16 protein-coding genes, 1 tRNA gene, 1 rRNA gene and 1 pseudogene are annotated in these 23,348 nt (G+C 40.4%); 8 read left to right on the top strand and 11 right to left on the bottom strand.

Features of this window, described 5'->3' with window-relative positions; translation table 11 throughout:
• Positions 1-204: 204 nt before the first annotated feature.
• Positions 205-981, bottom strand: a pseudogene (locus tag IQ259_RS23475) (TldD/PmbA family protein); the annotation flags it as partial.
• Positions 982-1,276: 295 nt separating this feature from the next.
• Entirely contained in the window at positions 1,277-2,140 is an 864-nt protein-coding gene (locus IQ259_RS23470; protein WP_193888429.1) for a Tab2/Atab2 family RNA-binding protein, read from the bottom strand.
• A 44-nt stretch (positions 2,141-2,184) separates the two neighbouring features.
• On the opposite strand from IQ259_RS23470, the gene IQ259_RS23465 reads away from it, so the two are divergent.
• Positions 2,185-2,337: a hypothetical protein gene (locus IQ259_RS23465; protein ID WP_193888428.1), complete on the top strand. Its 153-nt coding sequence runs from the start codon at positions 2,185-2,187 to the stop codon at positions 2,335-2,337.
• Here IQ259_RS23465 and IQ259_RS23460 read toward each other — a convergent pair.
• Positions 2,328-2,678: a Uma2 family endonuclease gene (locus IQ259_RS23460; RefSeq protein WP_228014725.1), complete on the bottom strand. Its 351-nt coding sequence runs from the start codon at positions 2,676-2,678 to the stop codon at positions 2,328-2,330. The genes IQ259_RS23465 and IQ259_RS23460 overlap by 10 nt on opposite strands.
• 15 nt (positions 2,679-2,693) lie before the next feature.
• Positions 2,694-4,286 (bottom strand): multicopper oxidase family protein, encoded by a 1,593-nt coding sequence (locus tag IQ259_RS23455; protein WP_228014724.1) that lies wholly within the window; start codon positions 4,284-4,286, stop codon positions 2,694-2,696.
• Between the two features lie 990 nt (positions 4,287-5,276).
• On the opposite strand from IQ259_RS23455, the gene IQ259_RS23450 reads away from it, so the two are divergent.
• Positions 5,277-6,464 (top strand): FtsW/RodA/SpoVE family cell cycle protein, encoded by a 1,188-nt coding sequence (locus tag IQ259_RS23450; RefSeq protein WP_193888426.1) that lies wholly within the window; start codon positions 5,277-5,279, stop codon positions 6,462-6,464.
• A gap of 164 nt (positions 6,465-6,628) precedes the next feature.
• Here IQ259_RS23450 and IQ259_RS23445 read toward each other — a convergent pair whose 3' ends face one another.
• Positions 6,629-8,254, bottom strand: a complete 1,626-nt coding sequence (locus tag IQ259_RS23445; protein ID WP_193888425.1) for a lipopolysaccharide assembly protein LapB — start codon at positions 8,252-8,254, stop codon at positions 6,629-6,631.
• A 212-nt stretch (positions 8,255-8,466) separates the two neighbouring features.
• Positions 8,467-8,548: transfer RNA gene (locus tag IQ259_RS23440), tRNA-Leu, on the bottom strand.
• 296 nt (positions 8,549-8,844) lie between these two features.
• Between IQ259_RS23440 and IQ259_RS23435 the strand changes: the two genes are divergently transcribed.
• On the top strand, positions 8,845-10,143 hold the full coding sequence (locus tag IQ259_RS23435) for a sodium:proton antiporter (RefSeq protein ID WP_193888424.1): 1,299 nt from the start codon (positions 8,845-8,847) through the stop codon (positions 10,141-10,143).
• A gap of 146 nt (positions 10,144-10,289) precedes the next feature.
• Here the strand turns inward: IQ259_RS23435 and alr are convergent, their stop codons facing one another.
• Positions 10,290-11,477 carry an alanine racemase gene (alr, locus tag IQ259_RS23430; protein WP_193888423.1) on the bottom strand — a complete coding sequence of 396 codons (1,188 nt, stop codon included), beginning with the start codon at positions 11,475-11,477 and terminating at the stop codon, positions 10,290-10,292.
• Between the two features lie 396 nt (positions 11,478-11,873).
• Between alr and IQ259_RS23425 the strand changes: the two genes are divergently transcribed.
• Both IQ259_RS23425 and IQ259_RS23420 read left to right on the top strand, forming a co-directional pair.
• Entirely contained in the window at positions 11,874-12,371 is a 498-nt protein-coding gene (locus IQ259_RS23425; protein ID WP_193888422.1) for an HNH endonuclease, read from the top strand.
• Positions 12,372-12,914: 543 nt separating this feature from the next.
• The gene (locus IQ259_RS23420) at positions 12,915-14,201 is read left to right on the top strand and encodes a bifunctional oligoribonuclease/PAP phosphatase NrnA (RefSeq protein ID WP_193888421.1); all 1,287 of its coding nucleotides are present in this window, start codon (positions 12,915-12,917) and stop codon (positions 14,199-14,201) included.
• 453 nt (positions 14,202-14,654) lie between these two features.
• On the opposite strand, the gene IQ259_RS23415 is transcribed toward IQ259_RS23420, so the two are convergent.
• Both IQ259_RS23415 and IQ259_RS23410 read right to left on the bottom strand, forming a co-directional pair.
• The gene (locus IQ259_RS23415; protein WP_339383978.1) at positions 14,655-15,230 is read right to left on the bottom strand and encodes an aminotransferase class V-fold PLP-dependent enzyme; all 576 of its coding nucleotides are present in this window, start codon (positions 15,228-15,230) and stop codon (positions 14,655-14,657) included.
• Positions 15,231-15,384: 154 nt separating this feature from the next.
• On the bottom strand, positions 15,385-16,377 hold the full coding sequence (locus IQ259_RS23410; RefSeq protein WP_193888420.1) for a glycerophosphodiester phosphodiesterase: 993 nt from the start codon (positions 16,375-16,377) through the stop codon (positions 15,385-15,387).
• Between the two features lie 159 nt (positions 16,378-16,536).
• Between IQ259_RS23410 and ligA the strand changes: the two genes are divergently transcribed.
• Complete coding sequence (ligA, locus tag IQ259_RS23405; RefSeq protein WP_193888419.1) at positions 16,537-18,573, top strand: NAD-dependent DNA ligase LigA; 2,037 nt, start codon at positions 16,537-16,539, stop codon at positions 18,571-18,573.
• A 68-nt stretch (positions 18,574-18,641) separates the two neighbouring features.
• On the opposite strand, the gene sppA is transcribed toward ligA, so the two are convergent.
• Together sppA and fni are read right to left on the bottom strand one after the other, a co-directional pair.
• Positions 18,642-20,477: a signal peptide peptidase SppA gene (sppA, locus tag IQ259_RS23400; protein ID WP_193888418.1), complete on the bottom strand. Its 1,836-nt coding sequence runs from the start codon at positions 20,475-20,477 to the stop codon at positions 18,642-18,644.
• 56 nt (positions 20,478-20,533) lie between these two features.
• Positions 20,534-21,583 carry a type 2 isopentenyl-diphosphate Delta-isomerase gene (gene fni / locus IQ259_RS23395; protein WP_193888417.1) on the bottom strand — a complete coding sequence of 350 codons (1,050 nt, stop codon included), beginning with the start codon at positions 21,581-21,583 and terminating at the stop codon, positions 20,534-20,536.
• 184 nt (positions 21,584-21,767) lie between these two features.
• Between fni and IQ259_RS23390 the strand changes: the two genes are divergently transcribed.
• Together IQ259_RS23390 and IQ259_RS23385 are read left to right on the top strand one after the other, a co-directional pair.
• The gene (locus IQ259_RS23390) at positions 21,768-22,826 is read left to right on the top strand and encodes a HEAT repeat domain-containing protein (RefSeq protein ID WP_193888416.1); all 1,059 of its coding nucleotides are present in this window, start codon (positions 21,768-21,770) and stop codon (positions 22,824-22,826) included.
• A 396-nt stretch (positions 22,827-23,222) separates the two neighbouring features.
• A 16S ribosomal RNA gene (locus tag IQ259_RS23385) occupies positions 23,223-23,348 on the top strand; the annotation flags it as partial.

Below are 23,348 nucleotides of genomic sequence, written 5' to 3'. Positions count from 1 at the left end.
CCTTTTAATTGCTGTGCAGTTTCCTTCAACAAATGCTTTAGTGAATCTGTTAATTCCATTGACACCTATGCACATCCAAAATCGAATCATCATTGAATTTACTACAAAAAGGGAAGGGAAAGGTTGCCGTTAGCAACCTTTCCCTTCCCCCCACCGGAATGATTATCATTTTCATAAGTTGTATACTTTATTCTCTGGAAGTCCCTTACCCATACGTTCCGCCCAAGGAGAAGCCGCTTCTAGCACTCGTTTACCATTTAAAGCTGCTTGAGCTGTACCCCAAAGCATATCAGCAGCTTTAGAAGTAAATAAAATCGGCACACGACCGTTAGGAGGTGGAACATTTTCTTTTGCCCAGACTAACCTTTGTAAGATTTGATAAGCTAATTTTTCTGGGTCTAGGATATCTCGTTGAGTTTGACCATCAGAAACACTCAAAAAATCATCACCCCTCACCCATTCTGCTGACATATAACAGCTGAGAGTAGTGTCAGTGTAGTAACAATCTAAACCTTGAGTATTCACAAGTCTAGTAGTTTCCACATCGCATTCCCAGTCGCTATTGCATAGCACATCTGGGTAAACATCGCGGATAATAGCGATCGCTTCTTTGCCCCAGTTGACTAAAACTTCTATGGGTACACTTTCCCCTAAATCTGGATAAGCTGGCTTTGAGTTACTCACCAACTCTACTAATTCTGGTTGATTCAGTTCACTCAAAGCTAAAGCCCGTTCCACCATTGCCTGGGGTGGAACAGCACCGTAAGCTACGATAAGTCCTGGACGACTATTGCGCCATAACCGTAGTGTTGTGCCTTCAGATTGACTGGTTTCTAGCTGTTTGAGCCGGTTAGCCTCAAAAAAGACCGGACGAGAAAGCGATCGCGACTGATACACCTCAGCTGCTTCTGCTCCCGATTTAATGGCTAGTTCTAGCAGCTGTTCTGCTAGTGTATCTTGTGACAAATTTTCAGAACCCATGACCCTTGGTGAATTGTGGATTTCGGATTTTGAACTGCAAGTAAACGCAGATAATTATCCCAAATCATTGATACCAATCCGCGCAAATCAGCAGTTGCTTTTATAAAACGCAGACGGACGCAGATAATTATCCCAAATCATGGGTATTTATCAGCGTTTCATCAATGCAGAGAATTCCCCAAAAATCATCGGTATGTATCAGTCTGTACCTGGGAAATGGCAGGGGGCGGGGTGCAGTGTGCAGAGGGGAGAGTATTTCCCCCTTGCTCCCTGCACCTTGTCTCCCTTACCTCTTCTACGGCAAAGTTACTTCCTGCAACAGCCAAAACCCAGCAAAAGATTCTGCTTGAGGACTTGACTGTATACCAATAAAATGCACTCCATTTGCTTTTTGTTTAGCTTCTGCAAAACCTTTGGCTTCTACTACGGTTTGAGGATTTTTGATATTTTCCAAAATCCAACTTTCCGTAGCACCAGTTTCTAAAATCAACCTTGTTCCAGCACTATTGTCAACTCTCAAAAAAGCTAACTCTAAACCAGACATCCAACCTGCTAAAGGTAAAGCTCTAGATGAAAAAATTAAAACTCCAGGAATCCGCGACTCTGGCGATAATTGCGCCATTTCTAACGGGAAAGCTTCGCCAAAACTAATGTCCCACTCAGGCATTTCTGCCAACTCTGCTGCTGATAAACTTACAAACACCCACTGTTGTCCTTCCAAAGCATCGGGTAAACGCTGAGGTAAAGGACTTTCTAAACGCACAGAGGGATTGGTTCCGCCTTGATACCCTGGTTCTTGAGGATAAACTTCCTCCATCCGCTGTTGCAACCATTGGTTAAGCACCAAAGTACGGCGACTAGGTTGAGCAGGAATTCCCAAATCTTGGCAAGCTTTAGTAATCATGTTGCTCATTTGGCGACGGAAAAAGCGGATTTTCATCGGTGCTTCTCCGGCTTTATTAATTGCTTCCTGCAATGCTGTCCGCAACCAGCCTGAATTGACTTGGGTGCTAGGACAATATTCAGCATAGCGAAATAGAGAATCTGTTTGCGCCCGAACATCCAAGGGACTTTCGCAGACTACAACTTCCCAAACTTTTTTTTGATTTTCATCCAAAATTGGACGAGAGTAAAAATCGATTTCCCAAATACTGCCCATGTTATGCCGTGAAAATCTGGCGACTTCATATTTTGCTGATATCTTTGATCATACGAGGCTTAGGGCAGCACGGAAACCAGCATCAAAAAGTTGTGAGGTTATCTCAAATAGCGATCGCTGTTAGCTTAAAGTTAGAGCAGCGCTCAATAGTAGAAATCATGACTCGTAGGCGATCGCAAATCAACAGCTATTTTTGAAGCGCCTGTTGAAAGGTCTTGATAGCATCAACATGATTCACCATATTAATGCAGCGTAATAACAAATCTAAATCTATTCCTTTGACCTCTTCACTGCTGGAAACCCTTTCATAGTCAAGCGCGTTGTCCTTTAAACGCAGGTGATAAACTTCTAACACACCATCTTCCCAGAACCACACTTCAGGAATTAACAGCCGCTTATATGCTTCTAATTTGTTGATTCCGCCACTAGTAAACACCACTTCAATCGCCAAATCAGGACGCACTCGACCAGGCGCAAGTTTATAAGATTCATCCGCTTCTGGAGGAGGGCGATCGTACAATGAATACCCTACCACCATCTATTTAGTCAGCTTCTAGGCAGGTTTTTGAACCACTTGAATAGGACGCATCATATCGTGGTCTTCGTGAATTAAGATATGGCAATGCCAGACATACTCCCCTGGTCTGTCGAATGTGGCAATAATACGGACAACTTCACCAGGGTTGACAACTACAGCATCCTTGCGGCCATTCTCGTAAGGTTCCAGCGGTATAGGATTGCCTGTAAGGTTAACATTTCGGAGAAACTGCTTAGTTTCACCTTTTATTGGATCTGTTTGAGTCACTAGATTACCACTGAATTTCTGGCGATTAAGAACCTGGAAAGCAACCAAGTGTATGTGAATGGTGTGTATATACTGGCTAGGGTTATAGATTTCCCAAACTTCGGTTGTACCCAACACTGGTTTTTCAGTTACAGGATCACGATATCTGAACGAACCATTTTTCAATGTACCAAGCAGAAAAAGATCATGGTTCTCATTTTCTCTCAGTTGAAAAAGAACTAATTGCCGAGTTGGTGCATTTTGTATAGGAAAAGTGATGACATTTGATCGCAATGGAGTAGCTAGTCCATCTTCCTCGTTTGTGTCAACCGTAGCGATAGGAACAGGGGAAAGTGGTTTGCTGACTTTGAACTTGATGATCTGACCTGTGGTGTTGGCGTTAGCGCCTGGGCTAGAGTTTCTCAAAATCAACTCTTTTCCTGCATCATTAGTAAAGTCAACAATCACATCAGCGCGTTCACTAGGAGAGATAACTAAGCTATTTAATGCAACTGGATTTTTAATAAAACCTTGCTCAGTACCAATGAGGTAAATCTTTTTTTCTGAGTTGTAAAATTGCAGTCTGTAAATGCGGGAATCTGAGCCATTCAGCAAGCGCAAACGATACTTTCTTGGTTCTACCTCCAACTTAGGCCACGCCATCCCATTTACTAAAATGAAATCACCATAAGATCCTGTGCGACTGGGAACACCGGGAATATTTGTATTTGGTGCTTCTGGATAAAACATCTGACCGTCAGTAGTGAACTTTTTATCTTGAATTAGTAACTCTCTTTCATATTCACCACTAGGTAAAACATTATTATTAATGAGATTATTTTCGTTGTTGTCTCGTAGTAAATAAAAACCTGCAAGACCTGTATAAACATTTAAACGCGTAATCATATCAGTGTGGTCGTGATACCAAAACGCAGCCGCTTCTCCCTGATGATTGTTGTCGTAAGTATAGGTTTTCTGAATCCAGTCAGAACCTGTCAGAGAATAATTTTGTGTAAACCAAGCTTCTGGTATCCCATCACTAGCTGACATAGTATGACCTCCGTGCAGGTGGACAACTGTCGGCACTAACTTTTGTTTAAGAGCAGTTTTCAGAAGTGGATCATGCAATTGTTCAGTATCTATCGGAAATAAGTGTCCGTTTTGAGGTAGATTGTTTTTCCATTCAACCTGAATTGGTATATCCTTTTGGGCGATGAATGTAGGGCCGGGATAGGTGACATTTTGATCAACTAAACCATATCCCCAAATAGTTGTATTTAAACGCTGATCATCACTGGTTCCATACTTTCCATCTGCGCCAGGTGCAGCATATAATCCCAGCCATTGCTTTGTTTCCCTCATTTCTATAGTAAATTTGCCTCCTTTTGTAGCATCTATTTTGTGAGGAGAAACCAGGTCATTAATAAACTTTGGTTGAGTTGTTGCATTTAAAAGTGGAGCTTTTTGTGGAGATTTAGCTATTACTGATACTGAATTAAATGTGAGGCAGAAAAACAACAGAAATAAAATAAAAATGAAGAATTTACTTTTCATGTTCATCAAAAATTAGAGAAATTAGTGAATTACCTAATACTTTTGCTTGATAACTACGTTTTAGTTGAAAAGCTTTTGGAGTAGGTTTTATATAAAATCTACTGGAATTAGCTCAAGCTTATTAAACTAAAAAATAGTTATTTTTTGATTTTTTAATACATGAGAAACTAATTTTTAGTTAGCGTTTATTATCCTCTGATCGGGTTGTTCATTAATTTTATTAATGCTGTAGAGAATACTGTTGAAAATAATAGCACTAGGCTTAGTGATTTCTTTTTATCTCCAAAGACATAAAAAAGACTAAATTATCAAAGCTTTTAGTTAATTTTATACAATCTAATTTGAAGGTTGACTTCATAACTAAATTAATAGAAGATATTAGACTCTGCTTAAATAATTTTAAATTAGAGCTAAAAAAGCTTTTGCATATTCAATACTATAAGTGGTAATTCTTGATGAACAAAAAGGCGACAAGTAGAAGGTTTGGTTAGCAATGGATACCATCTGAAATTGTTGGAGTTTGCGTTGGCGATATCTGCGGCGACAAGCTAAAGAGTCAATACAGTGCGGTTAACCTTATCAATGGATTGTAGAGACATTTTTGGTTTGTAAAAATTATTATCGGAACTATTATGAAGAAATTTTTCTCGGCAAACACCAAAGTACTGTAGGTAAAGATAGTGGTAAAACTAGTTAAATTGATTGCCATTTTCCAAAAAATTGGAGAATAATCTTAGTGCTATCTGGTATTTTGTGCATTATTAAAATTCATCCTTACCTCTTTGGGACTACCGAATCGTGAATCTAAGGCGACTGATTCCAATTTTTGATAACTCTGTCACTAGCTGGGCAGTAGAAGCGCGGCTGTTGCGCTGGTTAACATTGATATGGCTATTTTTTGGGTTAATTGTGCTGTATTCGGCATCTTATCCCGTTGCTGACGCACGTCATGGTGACGGATTATATTACTTCAAACGTCAAGTTATTTGGGTATTGGTTTCTTTGATTGGATTCAACTTTATTGTGAATCTGCCGTTACGCAAAATTTTACGGGTGTCCCATTGGTTTTTAGGACTGTTTTTGCTGTTAATTTTCGTTACCCTCATCCCAGGGTTGGGGAAGAAAGCTTTTGATGCAGCACGTTGGATAGCCATTGGCCCGATTCCCATTCAACCCTCAGAATTGATTAAACCCTTTTTAGTGCTGCAAAGTGCCAGACTCTTTGGACAATGGGAACGATTAACTTGGCGAGTGCGCTTGACTTGGTTAGGAATTTTTGGTTTGGTACTTTTGGGAATTCTCGCCCAACCTAACCTAAGTACAACGGCACTTTGTGGAATGACGATTTGGCTAATTGCCTTAGCTGCTGGATTACCTTTTAAGTATTTGGGAGGAACTGCGATCGCTGGAGTATTATTAGCTTTAGCTAGTATTAGTATTAAAGAGTATCAGCGTAAGCGGGTAATGTCGTTTCTTAATCCTTGGGCTGATGCTACAGGGGACGGCTACCAGTTAGTCCAAAGTTTACTGGCTGTTGGTTCTGGTCAAACTTGGGGCGCTGGCTATGGATTTTCTCAGCAAAAACAGTTTTTCTTGCCAATTCAAGATACTGACTTTATTTTCGCCATCTTTGCGGAAGAATTTGGCTTTGCTGGTAGTCTAGCACTGCTGCTGATGTTAGCAGTATTCACCACTTTAGGATTAATTGTGGCACTGAAGGCCAAGAATCCAATCAATCGATTAGTGGCGATCGGTATAATAATTGTCATGATTGGGCAATCGTTATTACATATCGGTGTAGCTACAGGCGCTTTACCAACTACGGGCTTACCTTTACCGATGTTTAGTTATGGTGGTAATTCTATGATTGCCAGCTTAGTTGCAGCTGCATTGCTGATTAGGGTAGCACGGGAAAGTAGCGAAGCAGAGGTAGTACCTTTACGCAGACCGCTGACTAATAATGGTCGTCAGCGTCGTAAACTCTAGACTATTGTCAAAATTATCCATTATTAATTTTTTAACAGAAGAGGGAGAGCGATCGCTCCCACTAATTTTAGAAATCTCTGAAAAAAAATGTAGAGGCGTAGCACTGCTACGTCTCTACAAAGGTTCTGGATAACGCACATTTAAATTCCGTCGATGTCTATTGTTCAGAGATTCTCTACTTGTAACTGAGTGTCTGCGTTGTGCCATGCTGTCGTAAATTCTGCTTGTGCCAATTTAGCTGCATCATCTTTACCTTGTGCTTGCAAACTCGTCTGCAAACCAAATAAAGACCGTCCATTGTGGGGATACTTTTGTAAATCAGCACGAAAAACTTTCTCGGCTGTAGCATAATCGCCCTTAGCTAACAGCACACCCCCCAATGCTTCCCTTGTGGGAAAGTACCAATCAGGTGGTTCTACGTAATCAAGCGCATCTTCGGCTGCTACTGCTTGTTCTAGCAATGTAATTGCCGAGTTGTAATCATGGTTAGCTTTAGCAATTTTGCCATCGAGATATTTTTGAGCAATATTGAGAATGCGATTAGCAGGAGTAAACCCAATAGTAGCCCCGGTGGGAAGTTTTTTTATTGCAGCTTGCAATGCACGACTTTCATTTGTAGCATCTTTAAGATTGCCTGTAGCTGCACTAGCTAAACCGTGAGTGAAATGCCAGAGTGCTGTGATAGTAGGTAATGTAGCATCGGGTGGTGGAGTTTTTAAAATTGCCTCCCAGTCGCCAAACCGTGCTTGCGTCAGCATTTTATTCCCCAAAAACCCCTCAACCATTGGTAGGTGAGGGTCGAGAGAATTAGCATGTGCGACTAATTTATCAGCAGCTTGGAGTGCATCATGGTATCTACCCGCCATACTACTAGCCACCATCAAGAAATGTATATTGTGGCTAAAGTACATTTGGGAATAAATACCCTTGACTTTATTTTTACTGATGTAGGCGACATCTTGGGCGATCGCTTGCTCATTTGACCGCATTGCCCCCTCATAATCTCCCACGCGAAAATAAATATGGCTAGGCATGTGTACCAAGTGTCCAGCTGCGGGGACTAGTTTTTCCAAACGTTTGGCATTGGCGAGGGCGCGTTCTGGGTGTGGTGAAGCTTCTACTGCATGAATATAGTAATGATTTGCCCCCGGATGCTTGGGATTTTGTTGGAGTACCGATTCTAAAACAGCGAGAATCTCTTCTGTATCGCCTTGCGGTTTACCATCGTGCGTCCAAAGTTGCCAAGGATGCAAATCCATCAGACTTTCGGCAAACAGCGTTGCTGCATCTAAATCATCAGGATATTGCTTGGCGAGATTTGCCATTGCTTTGGCATAGTCTACTTGCAGTTGGTGCAAATCTGCGTCACGATTTGAGGAATAACGCTTTGCCAAAGCCGCAATATAATCTTGTTCTGGGGTTGGTGCTTGGGGAGACAGTGCCAAAGCTTTTTGTATTGCTTGATATGCGGTTTGTTCCTTTTCAGTGGTGACTACTGCGTTGATGTTCGGCCCCAAAGCTAAGGCAATACCCCAATATGCCATCGCCATCTGTGGGTCGAGTTCCGCAGTGTGTTGAAAAGAACGCACCGCTTCATCATGATTAAAGCCGTAAACTAAGTTTAACCCTTGGTCAAAAAACTGTTGCGCTTCAGGATTTTGCGTGGAAACTGGATGGTGGTGTGTTCCCAGTCCAGCCATGAGAGTGTAAGGAGGATTTGTGAGAGCAAGTACCTCGCCAGGAAAGACTAAGGTTAGTATGAGTACCCAAACTATAAATAAGTACTTCATAGCAAGATTCCCATTCTTCAAGCTTTTTGATCTTTGCTATCTAGATTACAGTTCTTAGAACAGAATATACGCATCCCTCAAATTAGTTAGAATAGCGATCGCTGTTCACTCATGATCATTACTTAAAGTTTCGAGTTTAAAATTGCTACAAAAATAAGGTTTCAGAAACCTATTGTCTCTGAAACCTTTGATTTATAATACTTTTAACTTAGTGCGGATGAAAGGACTTGAACCTTCACTCCTCTCGGAACTAGAACCTAAATCTAGCGCGTCTGCCAATTCCGCCACATCCGCATCAATCAACCTATACTAGCATAACATATTTTTTCAGGGAATAGGGTTCATAAAATATCAAGGCTGAAGAATTACGCCTAGCCTGAAAAGACAAACTTGGTGGTCAATCCTGACTTTGATATGATACAGCAGACATAAGATGCCACAAATAATACTTTTGCAACTACCATATTCACTTACCGAATCAAGACCGGAATGACTATAAAATTTCTTCATAAAATCTATCTGTAGATAATTTCTTGCCAAAATCATTACAACTAAACTAATAGCTTGGTAGGTTTTTTGATATTAATTGTATGTTTGATATCTATACTATTGACTTATTTATTATTGGACTATTGTTACTGGTAGTTACATTAGCATCAGGTTGGATTACCCGTTTACCTCTATCTTTTGCACTTATCTACCTATTAGTTGGTATTTTTCTTAGCCCTTATGGTTTAGGTTTAATTCAATTGCGTCGTGATGGTATTTTTAATGCCGAATTATTAGAAAAAATCTCAGAATTTGTAGTTATTGTTTCAGTTTATGGTTGTGGCTTAAAAATTATTCGTCCACTGAATTTGTGGGTTTGGGATATTACGTTTCGCTTAGTTGTTATATTAATGCCTATTTCGATTTTCGGCTTGGCTGCCGTGGGCAAATTCTTCTTAGGTATGAGTTGGGGAGAAGCCATTTTATTAGGAGCAATTCTAGCACCAACAGACCCAGTGTTAGCTTCAGAGGTTCAACTTACAGATACCAATGACAGAGATGAGTTACGTTTTGGTTTAACTTCTGAAGGGGGGTTAAATGATGCTTTAGCTTTTCCTTTTGTTTATTTCGGTATTTATGCTTTAAAAGATGATAACTGGAACAACTGGTTTAAAGAGTGGGTAGCTATTGATTTACTTTGGGCGATCGCCGCAGGAATATTTATGGGGATTTTAGTTCCTAAAGTCATAGTTTGGATTGATCAAAAACTCCAAAAACGTCGTTCTGCCGATAAATTAATGGAAGATTTTGTTAGTATTAGTATAATTTTATTGACTTATACTTCAACAGAATTTATTAATGGCTATGGTTTTCTAGCAGTATTTTTTGCTGGCTTAGTCGTGCAACGCAGCTATCATAATTCTGATAAACCATTGGCTCAATTAGAATTTATCGAGCAACTAGAAAAGCTATTGGAAGTTGGAACAATTTTATTATTAGGTTCAATTTTACTTTTTAAGCCTATGCTTAATTATGCCTTCCAATCTTTAGTAGTAATTATTTTATTATTCTTATTTATCAGACCTGTAGGTGTTTGGATTAGTACAATTGGTAAACGCCCTCTCAGTTCTCATCGCCACAATTTACATCCTGGAACTCGTTGGTTATTTGGTTGGTTTGGTATTCGCGGAGTTGGTTCGCTATATTATCTTGCTTATGCTTTTGGTAACGGTCTTAAAGGAGAGGCGGCTGAAAAAATTGCGTGGATAACTTATACCACAATCGTGGTTTCAGTAATTGTGCATGGAATCAGTGCAACTCCTTTAATGAATTGGTATGAAGCTCATATTGCTAATCAACAAAGAAGTACACTCCCTACTACAATTGATGAATTTGATTAAACTCAAATAAATAGAAGGTAGGGGATTTATTCTGAATTTTGTCCGAATTAGTAGAGAACATTAGTTGAAAAAAGTCAGGATATTACATTCTGACTTTTTTTATAACTAAATCTTAATTTTATACTCCATACTTCAGAATTCACACTTCATACAACTCCGACACGCGGTAGACGATGCTTGAATCCACAGAGGATTTCCCAAGAAATAGTGTTTAACTGTTCTGCCCAATCGTCGGCGGTGATTTGTTCTTTTGCTTGATCTCCTAACAAAGTCACTATTTCACCTTCTTGAATATCAGGAATATTACTTATATCTAGCATCAACTGATCCATTGTAATTGTACCAATTTGAGGCACTCGCTGACCGCGTAATAAAACCTGCATCTTGTTAGAAAGGTTACGCGGTACGCCATCAGCATAACCAATACCCACAACGGCGAGACGCATTTCTTGGTCAGCAATAAATTGATGACCATAGCTAACACCAGTACCAGCTGCTATTGTTTTCACCTGGGTGACTCGTGCTTTTACCTGTAACACAGGCTTTAAGTGAATCTTATGTTTTAAATGTGGTGCGGGAGAAAGTCCGTAAACACCTAAACCCACTCGTACCATGTCGTAGTGCAGTTGAGAATCGGCCAGCGTAGCAGCTGAGTTGGCTAAGTGCAAGCTAGGAATTTTGATCCCTGTTTTTTTAACTTGAGCGATCGCAATTTTAAATCGTTTATGCTGTTCTTCCATGATTTCTGGGTCAGGACTATCAGCAGTTGCTAAATGCGAATAAATACTGGCAATTGTCAAATGAGGTAAGCGTGCTACTAACTGCACAAACTCTGCCGCTTCTTCCCAATTAGTTCCTAAGCGAGACATTCCTGTATCTAATTTAATATGTACGGCTACGGGGGAACCGTAGTTAATTGTTTCTAAAATGTTGGAAAAAATGAAAGCTTGTTTGGGACTGCACAAAGTTGGCTGGAGTTTCCAATGAGCGATCGCATAAATTTGCTCTGGTGTATAAGCTGCCCCTAAAATCAATATTGGAGCTTGAATTCCTGCTTCCCGTAATTGAATCGCTTCTGGAACTGTGGCGACTCCCAACCAACTAGCTCCCGATTGTAATGCTGTTTGGGCAACTATTACTGCTCCGTGTCCATAAGCATCAGCTTTGACTACCGCCATCAACTGAGTAGATGGTGATAACAACTGCTTAAATTGTTGTACGTTATGTGATAACGCATCTAAATCCACTTCTACCCAAGCACGCTGCGAAAACCACGCATAGGTATCACACTGCTGATTAGACGCAACACTAGCCGTTTGATTGCGACTTAGCATATTTATTTTCTCCTATCACACCACCACTAAATTTTTACATTATGTGTTTATTGTTAGATATTCATACTCAGATAAAGTACTTCCGTGTTAATTGAAAAAGTTTTTCTTAAAAGGGATTGGAATGAGGTATTTGAGTATGAGAAAGACGCTCATCCTTAGTTAATAAAAGTTACAAGTAGTCCTCAATACTCCAGATTGATAACAAAATCAAGGACTATCTTGCTACGTCTTCAGCGCAATTCTCCGGGGAGGATTTTCCGCAAAGATTTGCAGCAAAAGATTCCTTATTAACTACAACAATTATTGGATTATTCCGGAAGTATAATTTATTCTCATCTCCCAAGGAGAAGAGAATCGTGTTAATATATGTAAAACTGATACCTTGAGCGCTAATCAATGGGGAAGGTTTTAGTCTTAAACGCCTCTTACGAACCGCTCAATATTACGAGCTGGCGACGCGCCGCGGTTTTGTTAATTAAAGGCAAAGCAGAACGAGTCGAACACAATGGCAGATTCCTTTACGCTGGTTTCCCGTTGCCAACGGTCATCCGGTTGCGTCATTATGTGCGTGTTCCCTATAAGGAAATGCCTCTAACTCGTCGAAACCTCTTACACCGCGACGGACATACTTGTCAGTATTGCGGTTACACCGGTGATGAATTGACGCTAGATCATGTCATACCGCGATCGCGTGGTGGAGGTGATACCTGGGAAAACATTGTTACGGCTTGCGTCCGTTGCAATGTCAGAAAAGGCAATCGCACACCTCAAGAAGCCCATATGCTACTGCGTCATTTACCTCGCCAACCTTACAGCAGCCTCTATTTTGAGGTTAGTAAGCATCTTAAAAGTGGACTGCATCAAGAGTGGCAAAAATATGTGATAGGTCTTTGACGCTAATAACTCTACCCTAGACTTACACAGCAACATCAGCCTGTTGTAGCTGTAATCTTGTTGTCTTGGTTGGGGCAATTATAGGTTAGGTGCTAACATACTACTATAATTGATATTACATTCTATGAAAGAATTGCAGCTACTGATGGAAGTACCCAATAGTAGCTTTTCAAGTAGTGTGCTGGCATCTACCTAAGTAATTCAACAGCCTATAATTTTATATCCATAAACTCAAAAAATCTAGACTTGCTCAGAAAATTATTTCAGATTCAGAGAACGGTCTAGAGAATATAAAAATTGCGATTTTCCAAAGTTAGAGCTTTACCATAGATTGAAAGCATTGATCTTCTGTCGCTATGTGTAATTTGGCAGAAGTTGAGAAAGTTTTGCCTAGTTATCTTGACAAAAAATACACCAAGATACATATCCCCAGGTTTCTATATTTTTGCGAAGATCAGAGTGTGTGGCTAACTTTCAGTAAAACCCTGGTTGTAAATTTCTCAATCAATCAATAAAGCCTCACAATTAACAAAGATGTTTTCTATGCAACTAAATTCTTCCTTGAAGCAGTCAGAGAGTTTTTCATTGACCACAGAGACGAATCCAGAGGATGCTGAAGTAGACCAAGAAGTAGTCGAAGTACCGCTTAACAAGCCATCCTTACCAGCATCCACAAGCGACGGGGTAAGCGTTTATCTCGGACAACGTAACAATTCCCTAGTTTTTCAAAAGTCTGAGGAACTGCAAAAGACTTTATTAGCGCACAGACATGAGCGCCAACTGATTATTTTGCAAGATTTTCCCGACCCTGATGCGCTTTCTTGTGCTTGGACATACCAGCTAATTGCTCAACAATATGATATCAAGTGTGAAATTATTTATGCTGGTACTCTAAGTCATCAAGAGAATATTGCTCTTGTCAAGCTTACAGGTTTACCAGCGCAGCGTTGGACACCACAAAACCTAAAATCTAAAGATTTGTCTTGTTATCAAGGCTTTGTATTAATTGATAACCAGGGAACCACAAGTCAACTACTAACGGCGATGCAGCAAGCAGGAATGCCATTAGTCGCCGTGATTGATCATCACAGCTTGCAGACAGAACTCAAAGCAGAGTTTGTGGATGTGCGTCCTTATGTGCGAGCAACAGCAACAATTTTTACTCAATATATTCAATCCGGGTTACTAGCTTTAGATAGCAGCATCGGTCAACATGTCAAATGTGCAACAGCCTTGATGCACGGCTTGCGATCTGATACCAACCGACTCATGCAAGCCCAAGAAGAAGATTTCATGGCGGCTGCTTATCTGAGTCGATTTTATGATGCTCAACTGCTGAATGCCATCCTTCAGGCGAACCGTTCTAAACGGGTAATGGATGTGATCGAGCGATCGCTAAAAAATCGTATAGTGCAGAATAACTTTTCCATCGCAGGTGTTGGTTATTTACGTTACGATGACCGCGATGCTATCCCCCAAGCGGCTGATTTCCTAGTAACAGAAGAAAACGTCCACACCGCAGTAGTTTACGGCATTGTCCACGACGAAGACGACGAACTCGAAGTAGTCATCGGTTCCCTGAGAACCACCAAACTCACCCTTGACCCCGACGAATTTATCAAAGAAGCCTTTGGTCAAGACAGCACTGGACGCTTTTTTGGCGGTGGTAGAACCAGCGCTGGCGGCTTTGAAATTCCAATGGGTTTCCTTTCAGGTAGTAATGAAAATTCTGCTTATGCGAAGATGAAATGGGAAGTTTTTGATGCTCAGATTAAGCAAAAATTACTGAAGTTAGTTAATCCTAAAGATAACCCAATTCAATCAGAGTAAATCTGGTAGTCAAAGACAAAAAATCGAGAATAAAAGATTAACTGAATTTAGATTTGCAGCCCAGAAATTTATTTCTGGGCTGTTTATTAATTTTTGAATCTCAATTTTTGAAATATGAAGGTATACATTAACGTGAGTTCGATAAACCTCACCCCAACTCATCTCCGACGCGGAGAGGGGCTTAAATATAGCAGTAGCCACATAGGTTAGGATGGTCTAGTCTTAATCACTAAAAACCTCTCGCCCACTGGATTTTAACTCCGCACTCAGCACTTTGCTATATCCTGAGTTAAGTAGTCGTGCAAAATAAATTTTATAGTTAGGAGAGGGAACAGGGAACAGGGAACAGGTAAGGAATACAGACATTCTTGTTTTCAATCAATATGTACAATTAATTTTACTTGGGTACTTATCAACAAAAAATTAAGCTTTTAAATCCTCTAACCCTGCTTGCTACAATGCGGGAAACCCGACGACAGTACTGATGCTATGAATTTTATTTACTACACTGATTATCAAAGATGATGTTTTTTCTATTTCTTGTCTAGTAGTAAATTTTCCAATGCCAATTCTTAACGCTCCCTCAATTATATTCTCTGCCAAATTCATAGCTTGTAAAACATGAGATGGTGCAACAACACCCGATGAACAAGCCGCACCTGTAGAAATAGCTAATTGGTGGCGCACTCTAGCAATGATGGCACTATTCGGAATGTCAGGGATAGAAATATGTAAGTTACCTGATAAACGGTTGTTTAAATCTCCATTCACCAGTAAGTTAGGAATTGCGGCTTGCAGCAGGTTTTGTAGTTGATTTCGTAAAGTTGCGATCACACTTTCATCGTGTTCCATCTCCAATTGTCGCCATCTGCAAGCTTCCCCCAAACCAGGGATTCCGGGGACGTTGAGTGTACCTGATCTGAATCCTTGTTGATGTCCGCCACCATAAATCATCGATGGGAGAGAATGATTTTTTCTCATTACTAATGCACCAACGCCTTTGGGTACATAGAGTTTATGTCCAGAAATTGCCAGATAGATAATCCCTCAATCTTGAAAGTTGAGGGGAATTTTCCCGACGGCTTGGGAAGCATCACATAAAAAAGGGATATGGTAGGATGAGGCGATCGCCAGCATACAACAAGCAGATGATGTTTTTTATCAATAGACTAGTCCTAAAGTATTAGAGAATATTAATTAATTTTAAGCGATCGCGCACCATTAAAGCAGTATCAGAAAAATCGCTAAATACGCCATCAATACCTAAACGAAAAAAGAGTTCATATTCTCCTTGAGGATTACCTTGGAAGTCCAGAGGTAAAAAGCAGTTTTCATTCCTAAAAGTCCAGACATGTACTTGTAAACCAGCAGCGTGAGCAGTTTGCACCAAAGATGTTGGTGATTGCAATTTATTTGTACTATCCCTAGGAACTAAAATATCTTTATGAATGCCGATCGCATGGGCATATTTGGTAATCTCTTCTAACCCTGATATAGTTAAATCTGCATAAGTGCGAACATCTCCACTTACTACAAAATCAAAAGGTTTACCATTAATATTGACTAATTGCACCAGAGGTAAGTTAGTTTTTTGGGCTAAATATTGCAAATTACTAACTTCAAAAGACTGAATAAAAATAGGTGCATCTGCTCCCTGATAACCATTAATTTGTAAAGTAGCAAGTAGAGATTCTTCTAAAGCTAAATTTATAGACCTAAAGTAGGTTGGATGCTTTGTTTCTGGATAAATACCAATATTACGCCCAAGTTTAGCGCTGTGATTTTTTGCTAAATCAATGATTTCTTGTAATGTGGGGATTTCCCATAATCTATCATAAATAATATTTTGCTCACGTAATTGGGGAATTCTTTCTTTTGCTCGCAACCTTTTAATTTCTGCAAGGGTAAAATCTTCCGTAAACCAACCAGTTTTTGATTCTCCATCGACAATTTTAGTAGTTTGGCGTTGAGCAAATTCTGAATGATTAGCAACATCAGTAGTTTCCGAAATTTCGTTTTCGTGACGAGCAATCAAAATACCATCCTTAGTAGAAACTAAATCTGGTTCAATATAGTCAGCCCCTAGATTAATTGCTAATTCATAAGCTGCTAAAGTATGTTCTGGCCGATAGCCACTAGCGCCTCGGTGAGCAATAATAATGGGATTTTTATTCATTACTAAATAAAGTATGAGTATTTTTTAACAAATGTTAATATTTGATTCTTGGGATGCGATCGCCTATTCCCTCTTGCACATGTGTGAAAACATCAGAGACTATTAATCTAGAACTATCCCAACAAAATTATATTTGCTCAGTATCTTACCTTAAGTCTAATGATACAGATTCAGCCGGAAGTCAAGCGCACAGAAGAACTGCGCCAGTTGTTACAACAAGCTAGTTACGCCTATTACGTTCTAGACGCACCTATCATGGAGGATACAGTCTATGACCAGCTGTACCGCGAATTGCAGCAGCTAGAAATTCAGTATCCAGAATTGGTAACACCCGATAGTCCGACTCAGCGCGTGGGTGAAAGACCAGCAACACACTTTACCTCAGTGCGGCACAATATCCCCCTGTACAGTCTAGAAAATGCCTTTAACATTCATGAGTTACAAGGGTGGGATCAACGTTGGCGGCGACAATTACCAATCACCGACTCGGTAGAATATGTCTCAGAGTTGAAAATTGATGGTTCAGCTTTAGCGCTTACTTACCAAAATGGCGTACTTGTCAGGGGCGCAACTAGAGGTGATGGAGTCACAGGTGAAGAGATAACCCAAAATGTGCGGACAATTCGCTCAATTCCCTTACGCTTAAATTTTGATGGTTTAGAACCGATAGATAGGGTAGAAGTGCGCGGCGAGGCATTTTTACCGTTGGAGGTGTTCAAGCAAATCAACGAAGAACGGCAAAAAGCAGGTGAGCAGTTATTTGCTAACCCCCGTAATGCGGCAGCTGGTACACTCAGACAGCTAGACTCGCGGATTGTGGCGCGGCGGCGGTTAGATTTCTTTGCCTACACGCTGCATATTCCAGGGATGGATGATGCCAGTATTGCCAATACCCAATGGGAAGCTTTGGAATTGTTACAAAGAATGGGTTTTCGGGTAAATCCTAATCACAAGTTGTGTGCCTCGCTGGCAGAAGTGACGGAATACTACAAATATTGGGATACCGAACGGCTGAATTTACCTTACATGACCGATGGGGTAGTGGTAAAGCTGAATTCTTTTAAATTGCAAGAACAGTTGGGGTTTACGCAAAAGTTTCCCCGGTGGGCGGTGGCTTTGAAGTACCCAGCCGAAGAAGCGCCCACCCGTGTAGAAAATATTGCGGTGAATGTCGGAAGGACGGGGGCGTTAACACCTTTAGCAGAGATGCGTCCGGTGCAACTGGCGGGAACAACAGTTTCTCGTGCTACTTTACACAATAGCGATCGCATTGTTCAATTAGACATCCGCATCGGTGATACGGTAATTGTTCGCAAAGCTGGGGAAATTATTCCCGAAGTGGTGCGCGTTATTAAAGAACTACGTCCCGCTGACACCGAAATTTTTCTTATGCCCACTCTTTGCCCAGTTTGTAGCCAACCAGTAGTGCGAGAATCAGGTGAAGCAGTGACTCGGTGCGTTAATGCTTCCTGTGCAGCCATTCTCAAAGGTTCGATTGAACATTGGGTGAGTCGTGATGCCTTAGATATAAAAGGCATGGGCGAGAAATTAGTGCATCAACTTGTAGATAAAGGTTTGGTGCATTCCGTTGCTGATTTATATGACTTGACAGAAGAGCAATTGTGTAGTCTGGAAAGAATGGGGCAGAAGTCAGCGCAGAAATTAGTTGAGGCGATCGCGCAATCAAAAAATCAACCTTGGTCTAGAGTATTGTATGGTTTAGGCATCCGTCACGTTGGTAGTGTGAATGCCCAACTCATCACCGAAAAATATCCCACAGCTGAAAAGTTAGAGGCAGCCAAGCAATCAGACATTGAAGGTATTTATGGAATTGGTGCAGAAATTGCCCAATCTGTTTATCAGTGGTTTCATATTGATGCCAATCAAGCCTTAATTGAACGATTAAAAACAGCAAATTTACAATTAGCTGGCGCAGAAACTACAACCGTTAGTTATAGTAATCAAAAGTTTGCAGGTAAAACTTTTGTAATTACAGGTACATTGCCAACCTTAAAGCGAGATGAAGCCAAAGCATTAATTCAAAAATCTAACGGTAAAGTAACTGATTCGATCAGCAAAAAAACAGATTATTTGTTAGTAGGAGAAGATGCGGGTTCTAAATTAGAAAAAGCCCAAGCTTTGGGAATTATCCAGTTAACTGAGGCGCAGTTATTAACAATGTTAGAGGATGAATAAATTTTATAATAATTTGTGAAAATCAACAGGCTTAGATCCCCGACTTCTTAAAGAAGTCGGGGATCTTTTCATTCAATTTTTAAATTAAAAGGTAAACGAGCATAAATTCCTTGAGGATCGTTCATACTTTGAAATGCACCTAATTCTTGTTGCAGTTTTTGGAACTCAGCAGTCAGAGGGTTGGACACTTTGATTTGTTTTTCCTTAATTCCTAAAACAGTACTAACATCTTCAACTGTTTTTCCAAACAAGCTTTCTCCTAAGCTACTTTCTCTCGGATATTCATTTAATTGCCAATCCTTACCTAATTTTGCTTGCTTGGCAGCATATTGTACAGCAGCATTCAGTCCACCAATTTCGTCTACTAAACCAATTTGTTTAGCAGCTACACCTGACCAAACTCTTCCCTGGGCAATTTCTGCAACTTTTTGTTCTGGTAATTTCCGCCCTTGAGAAACTTTACTCAGAAATGTATTGTAAATTCGGTTCACACTACGTTGATAAAGTGCTAGTTCTTGGGGTGATTTTGGACGAGCTACAGTTTGAGTATCAGCATAACGCGCTGTTTTGACTACATCCCAAGTAATGCCATTATCATTCGCTAGTTTTTGTCCATTAAAAAGTATTCCAAATACACCTATTGAACCAGTTATTGTATTTGGTTCTGCGAAAATTCGGTTAGAATCGCTGGCAATCCAGTAACCACCAGAGGCAGCAATATCACCCATAGAGACTACTACAGGTTTTACTTCACGAGTTAACCGTACTTCTCTCTGCATTACCTCAGAGGCTGTCGCACTACCACCAGGACTGTTAATTCGTAAAACCACGGCTTTGACATCTTTATCTTGCCGTATTTTGTTGAAGATTTTGGCAAAGCGATCGCCTCCTACTTGTCCAGCTTCACCATTACCGTCAACAATTTCACCTTCTGCGTAAACCACAGCAATTTTATTGTTTGATTCCCGTTCTGCACTCAGGGATTTGTTAAGAATTTGGGCATATTCTATCAGGCCAACTTGCCGGAACGTTTTATCATCTTTGCCACTGGCAGTTAATTTTTTCAGATTTGCAACTACTTGATCGTGATATGCCACTTGATCTATCAAACCATTTGTTTTAGCTGCGGGTGCTTCTAATATTGCTTGACTATCTGCGATCGCCTGCAATTTTTGTGGGTTGATTTTCCGGCTTGCACCTACTGTAGTCCGCCACTCACTCCACACATCATCTATTAGTTTCTGCGTTTGTTGACGGTTTTCGGGACTGAGTTTGTCCAATATTAATGGTTCAACAGCGCCCTTAAATTTACCTACTCGTACAACCTGCACACCAATACCAAACTTCTGCAATGCTCCCGCCAAAAACATGGGTTGGCTGCTCAAACCATTGACTTCTACCGAACCCAAAGGATTCAGAACAATGGTATCTGCTACCGAACTAAGGTAATACTCTTTCTTTCCCCAGTCTTGTCCATAAGCCGTGATCTTTTTCCCATCTGCTCGAAATTCTTCTAAGGCCTTGCGGATTTCTTTGAGAGAAGCAAAGCCAATGTTGCCACCTGCGCCTGGATTTGTTGCATCTAAGTAAATACCGACAATTTTCGGATCGCGTCGTGCCTTTTCGAGAGTATCTAGAACTTTGCGGAGTATTAACCGCTCTTTTTTGCTACCTGAGAGTGTTTCTTGTAACACTTCACCAGCACTAGGTTCTCTATCGGTGATATTCATTGACAAGTCAAAAACTACCACAGACTTATCTTTGACTACTGGCTTAACATCTTGAGAAGCCGCAATCGCAAACAGCAGAAATAACAGTCCCGTAGTACTAATTCCACAGAAAATAAATAATCCTAGTAAGCTGCCTATTAAACTGGCAACAGTTTGTTTAAGAAAATTAGTCATTAGTTAATAGTGATTGGTTGTGAGTGATTTGCTACAAAAGGCAAACTACTACTGTCTTATTGTATTCGTTGTAAACTTCCCGATTGTTTTAACTGCTGTAAGCTCTCGTTACCAGTACAAAATAATACTGTGACAATTTCTGCAATTAAAACCTCAACTAAATCAGAGAGTTCGGACTCTGATACTACTGCTGCTTGTAGAAAAGGCATTGCCAAACCAGCTATATCTGCACCTAAAGCGATCGCTTTGGCCACATCCAAACCATGACGCAATCCTCCAGATGCAATTAACGGTATATTAGGAGCGATCGTGCGAATACTTGTAATGCACTCTGCCGTCGGTAAACCCCAATCAGCAAATGTTCTTCCTAACCTTCGTTGCAAAGCATTTTCTGCCCGTTCACCCTCCACCTTAGCCCAAGAAGTGCCTCCTGCACCAGCTACATCAATTGCTGTCACCCCAGCAGCGATAAGTTTTTCCGCCATTGCACCAGAAATACCATTGCCGACTTCCTTCGCAATCACCGGTACAGATAACTTACTGCATAGTTGGGCAATTTTATCAAGCAATCCTCGAAAATTAACATCCCCTCTAGGTTGAATGCACTCTTGTAGGGGGTTGAGATGCAAAATCAAAGCATCAGCCTCTAGCATATCTATAATCCGCAGACATTCATCTAGACCATACTTATAGTTCAGTTGCACAGCACCCACATTGGCTAATAAAAGCACATCTGGCGCATATTTGCGGATAGCAAAAGTATCAATTACCTGAGGTTTTTCCACCGCCACTCGTTGAGAACCGACACCCATTGCCAGTTTGTAGTGTTGAGCCACTTCTGCTAAACGTCGGTTAATGATTCCCGCTTGTTCAGTTCCTCCAGTCATAGAAGAAATTAACAACGGTGCCAATAAGTGCTTGCCTAAAAAATTGATGTTGATATCAATATCGTTGCGGTCTATTTCTGGTAAGCCACAATGGGTAAAACGATAATGTTCTAGTCCATTGGTTGTTTCGCAGAACTGAACATCTTCTTCTAAGCAGATACGGATGTGATCTGCCTTCCGCGACTGAGTTTGTACTGAATTGCTAATAGGGGCTTTCACTGGTAGGTATGACTCAAAGCAGTTGCGATCACTATTCTTACATTCCACAACATAAACAATGAGAAATTAAAAGTAGATAGCAAGCCAGAAAAATTTTATTCAAAATTTGTGCATAGAGATTTCGAGTGGTACTATAAAGCACTAAAGAGACAAAATAAAATTTGTGTATACAGAGGTACAACTTGTGGCAAAACACACTTACTTGAGCTTCTGGGCTAGAGTTCCTTCTCGGTTGTTAGTGTATCGGATTGCAGTAACTGTGTTGAGCTTTGTACCACCTTTAATTGTGAGTAGTATAATTTGTAAAAGTTCGGCACAAACTTCAAATACACAGAGAGTTGATCAATTAATAGAAAGTTTTAATAATGAAGATTTATTGGAACAACTCAACATTGCCACAACTATAGGAAAACTCAGCACTAGAGAATTTAGTAGAGAAACATTAGGTAAACTCCAGCAAGCTTTAGAAAACCCTGATTGGCGAGTGCGTAGTGGTGCAGCCTTAGTTTTTTCTCAAAAAGGTGGTGTCGTAGCTAAAGATGCCTTACCTACCTTAGTGAAAAATCTTCAAGACCAGAATTGGTTTGTACGTAGTAGTGCAACTAGAGCTATTGGCAATATCGTTGCTGAAGACAATGGTGATTCCAATAGCGCAAGTGTGGTGGTTGAAGCTGCTAAGTTTTCCCGTTACTTAGTTGAAACTCTTCAAGATTCTGACTTCTCAGTACGTTTTAGCGCAGCCACAGCTCTGATCAAGTTAAACACGAAATCCTCGTTCACCATATCTCGCCTGATTGCTAATCTCAATAATACTAACGATCCACAGGCTCGGGTTACTACTTCTGAAAATTTGAAAATAATCAGTAATGAAGTCGCTCTTGTCCTTCCAAGTATTGCTAAAGCGCTTAGAAACAGTGAACCATCAGTGCGCGGACTGACTTTAGAGACTATTGGTAGCATTGGTGCAGATACTAGTTCGGCTATGCCTTATCTAGTCGAAGGTCTTCAAGATTCAGACTGGACAGTGCGAAGTAAAGCGGCTAGAACTATTGTCAAAATAGTAACAAATCTTCAAGAAAAGGCAAGGGCTAATTCCGTATCTGCATCTGATTTGAATGCAATAGATGACTTACAAATAATACAGAGAATTTTACAAGATCCAAAAAATCATTTTTATAACAACGAAAAAGAAAGCGTAAGCCTAACTATTAATGCCCTTCAAGCGGCACGCAAGGATAGGTAATATGCGGCAGTACTACCACCGTGAGTTCACCCTACTTGACTATGCCTATTTTTTTTTAATTTTCCTTAAATACGGCTGATATCAAGCCTAATACTATCCAAGGCATTTACCACGCTTGATTGATATTACGTTCGTCATCCTGTATTTTCGTCAGTTCAGCTAAACGCAAAAAAATTAGGTATACCCCTTGACGAACTCACAATCAGTTGTTATTCTAGATAAGTGTCAAAGCAAGAGCCGAGACAACTGAACCGCGAAAAAATAATATTTTGAAAGCTTAGAGTAAACCAATCCTCGTCAAAAAAAAACAAGTTTGGGATTTTATCAAAAGTTCCAACAGAATTTTAAGAGGATTCTTAACAAAGAATTTTCAGAGCCAAGAACTCAAAAGAGAACAAAACGGAGAGTTTGATCCTGGCTCAGGATGAACGCTGGCGGTATGCTTAACACATGCAAGTCGAACGGAATGCTTAGGCATTTAGTGGCGGACGGGTGAGTAACGCGTGAGAATCTGGCTTTAGG

The organism is Fortiea sp. LEGE XX443 (assembly GCF_015206815.1).
In the GTDB taxonomy this organism is placed as follows: domain Bacteria; phylum Cyanobacteriota; class Cyanobacteriia; order Cyanobacteriales; family Nostocaceae; genus Nostoc_B.
This window is presented reverse-complemented; position numbering and strand designations above follow the sequence as displayed.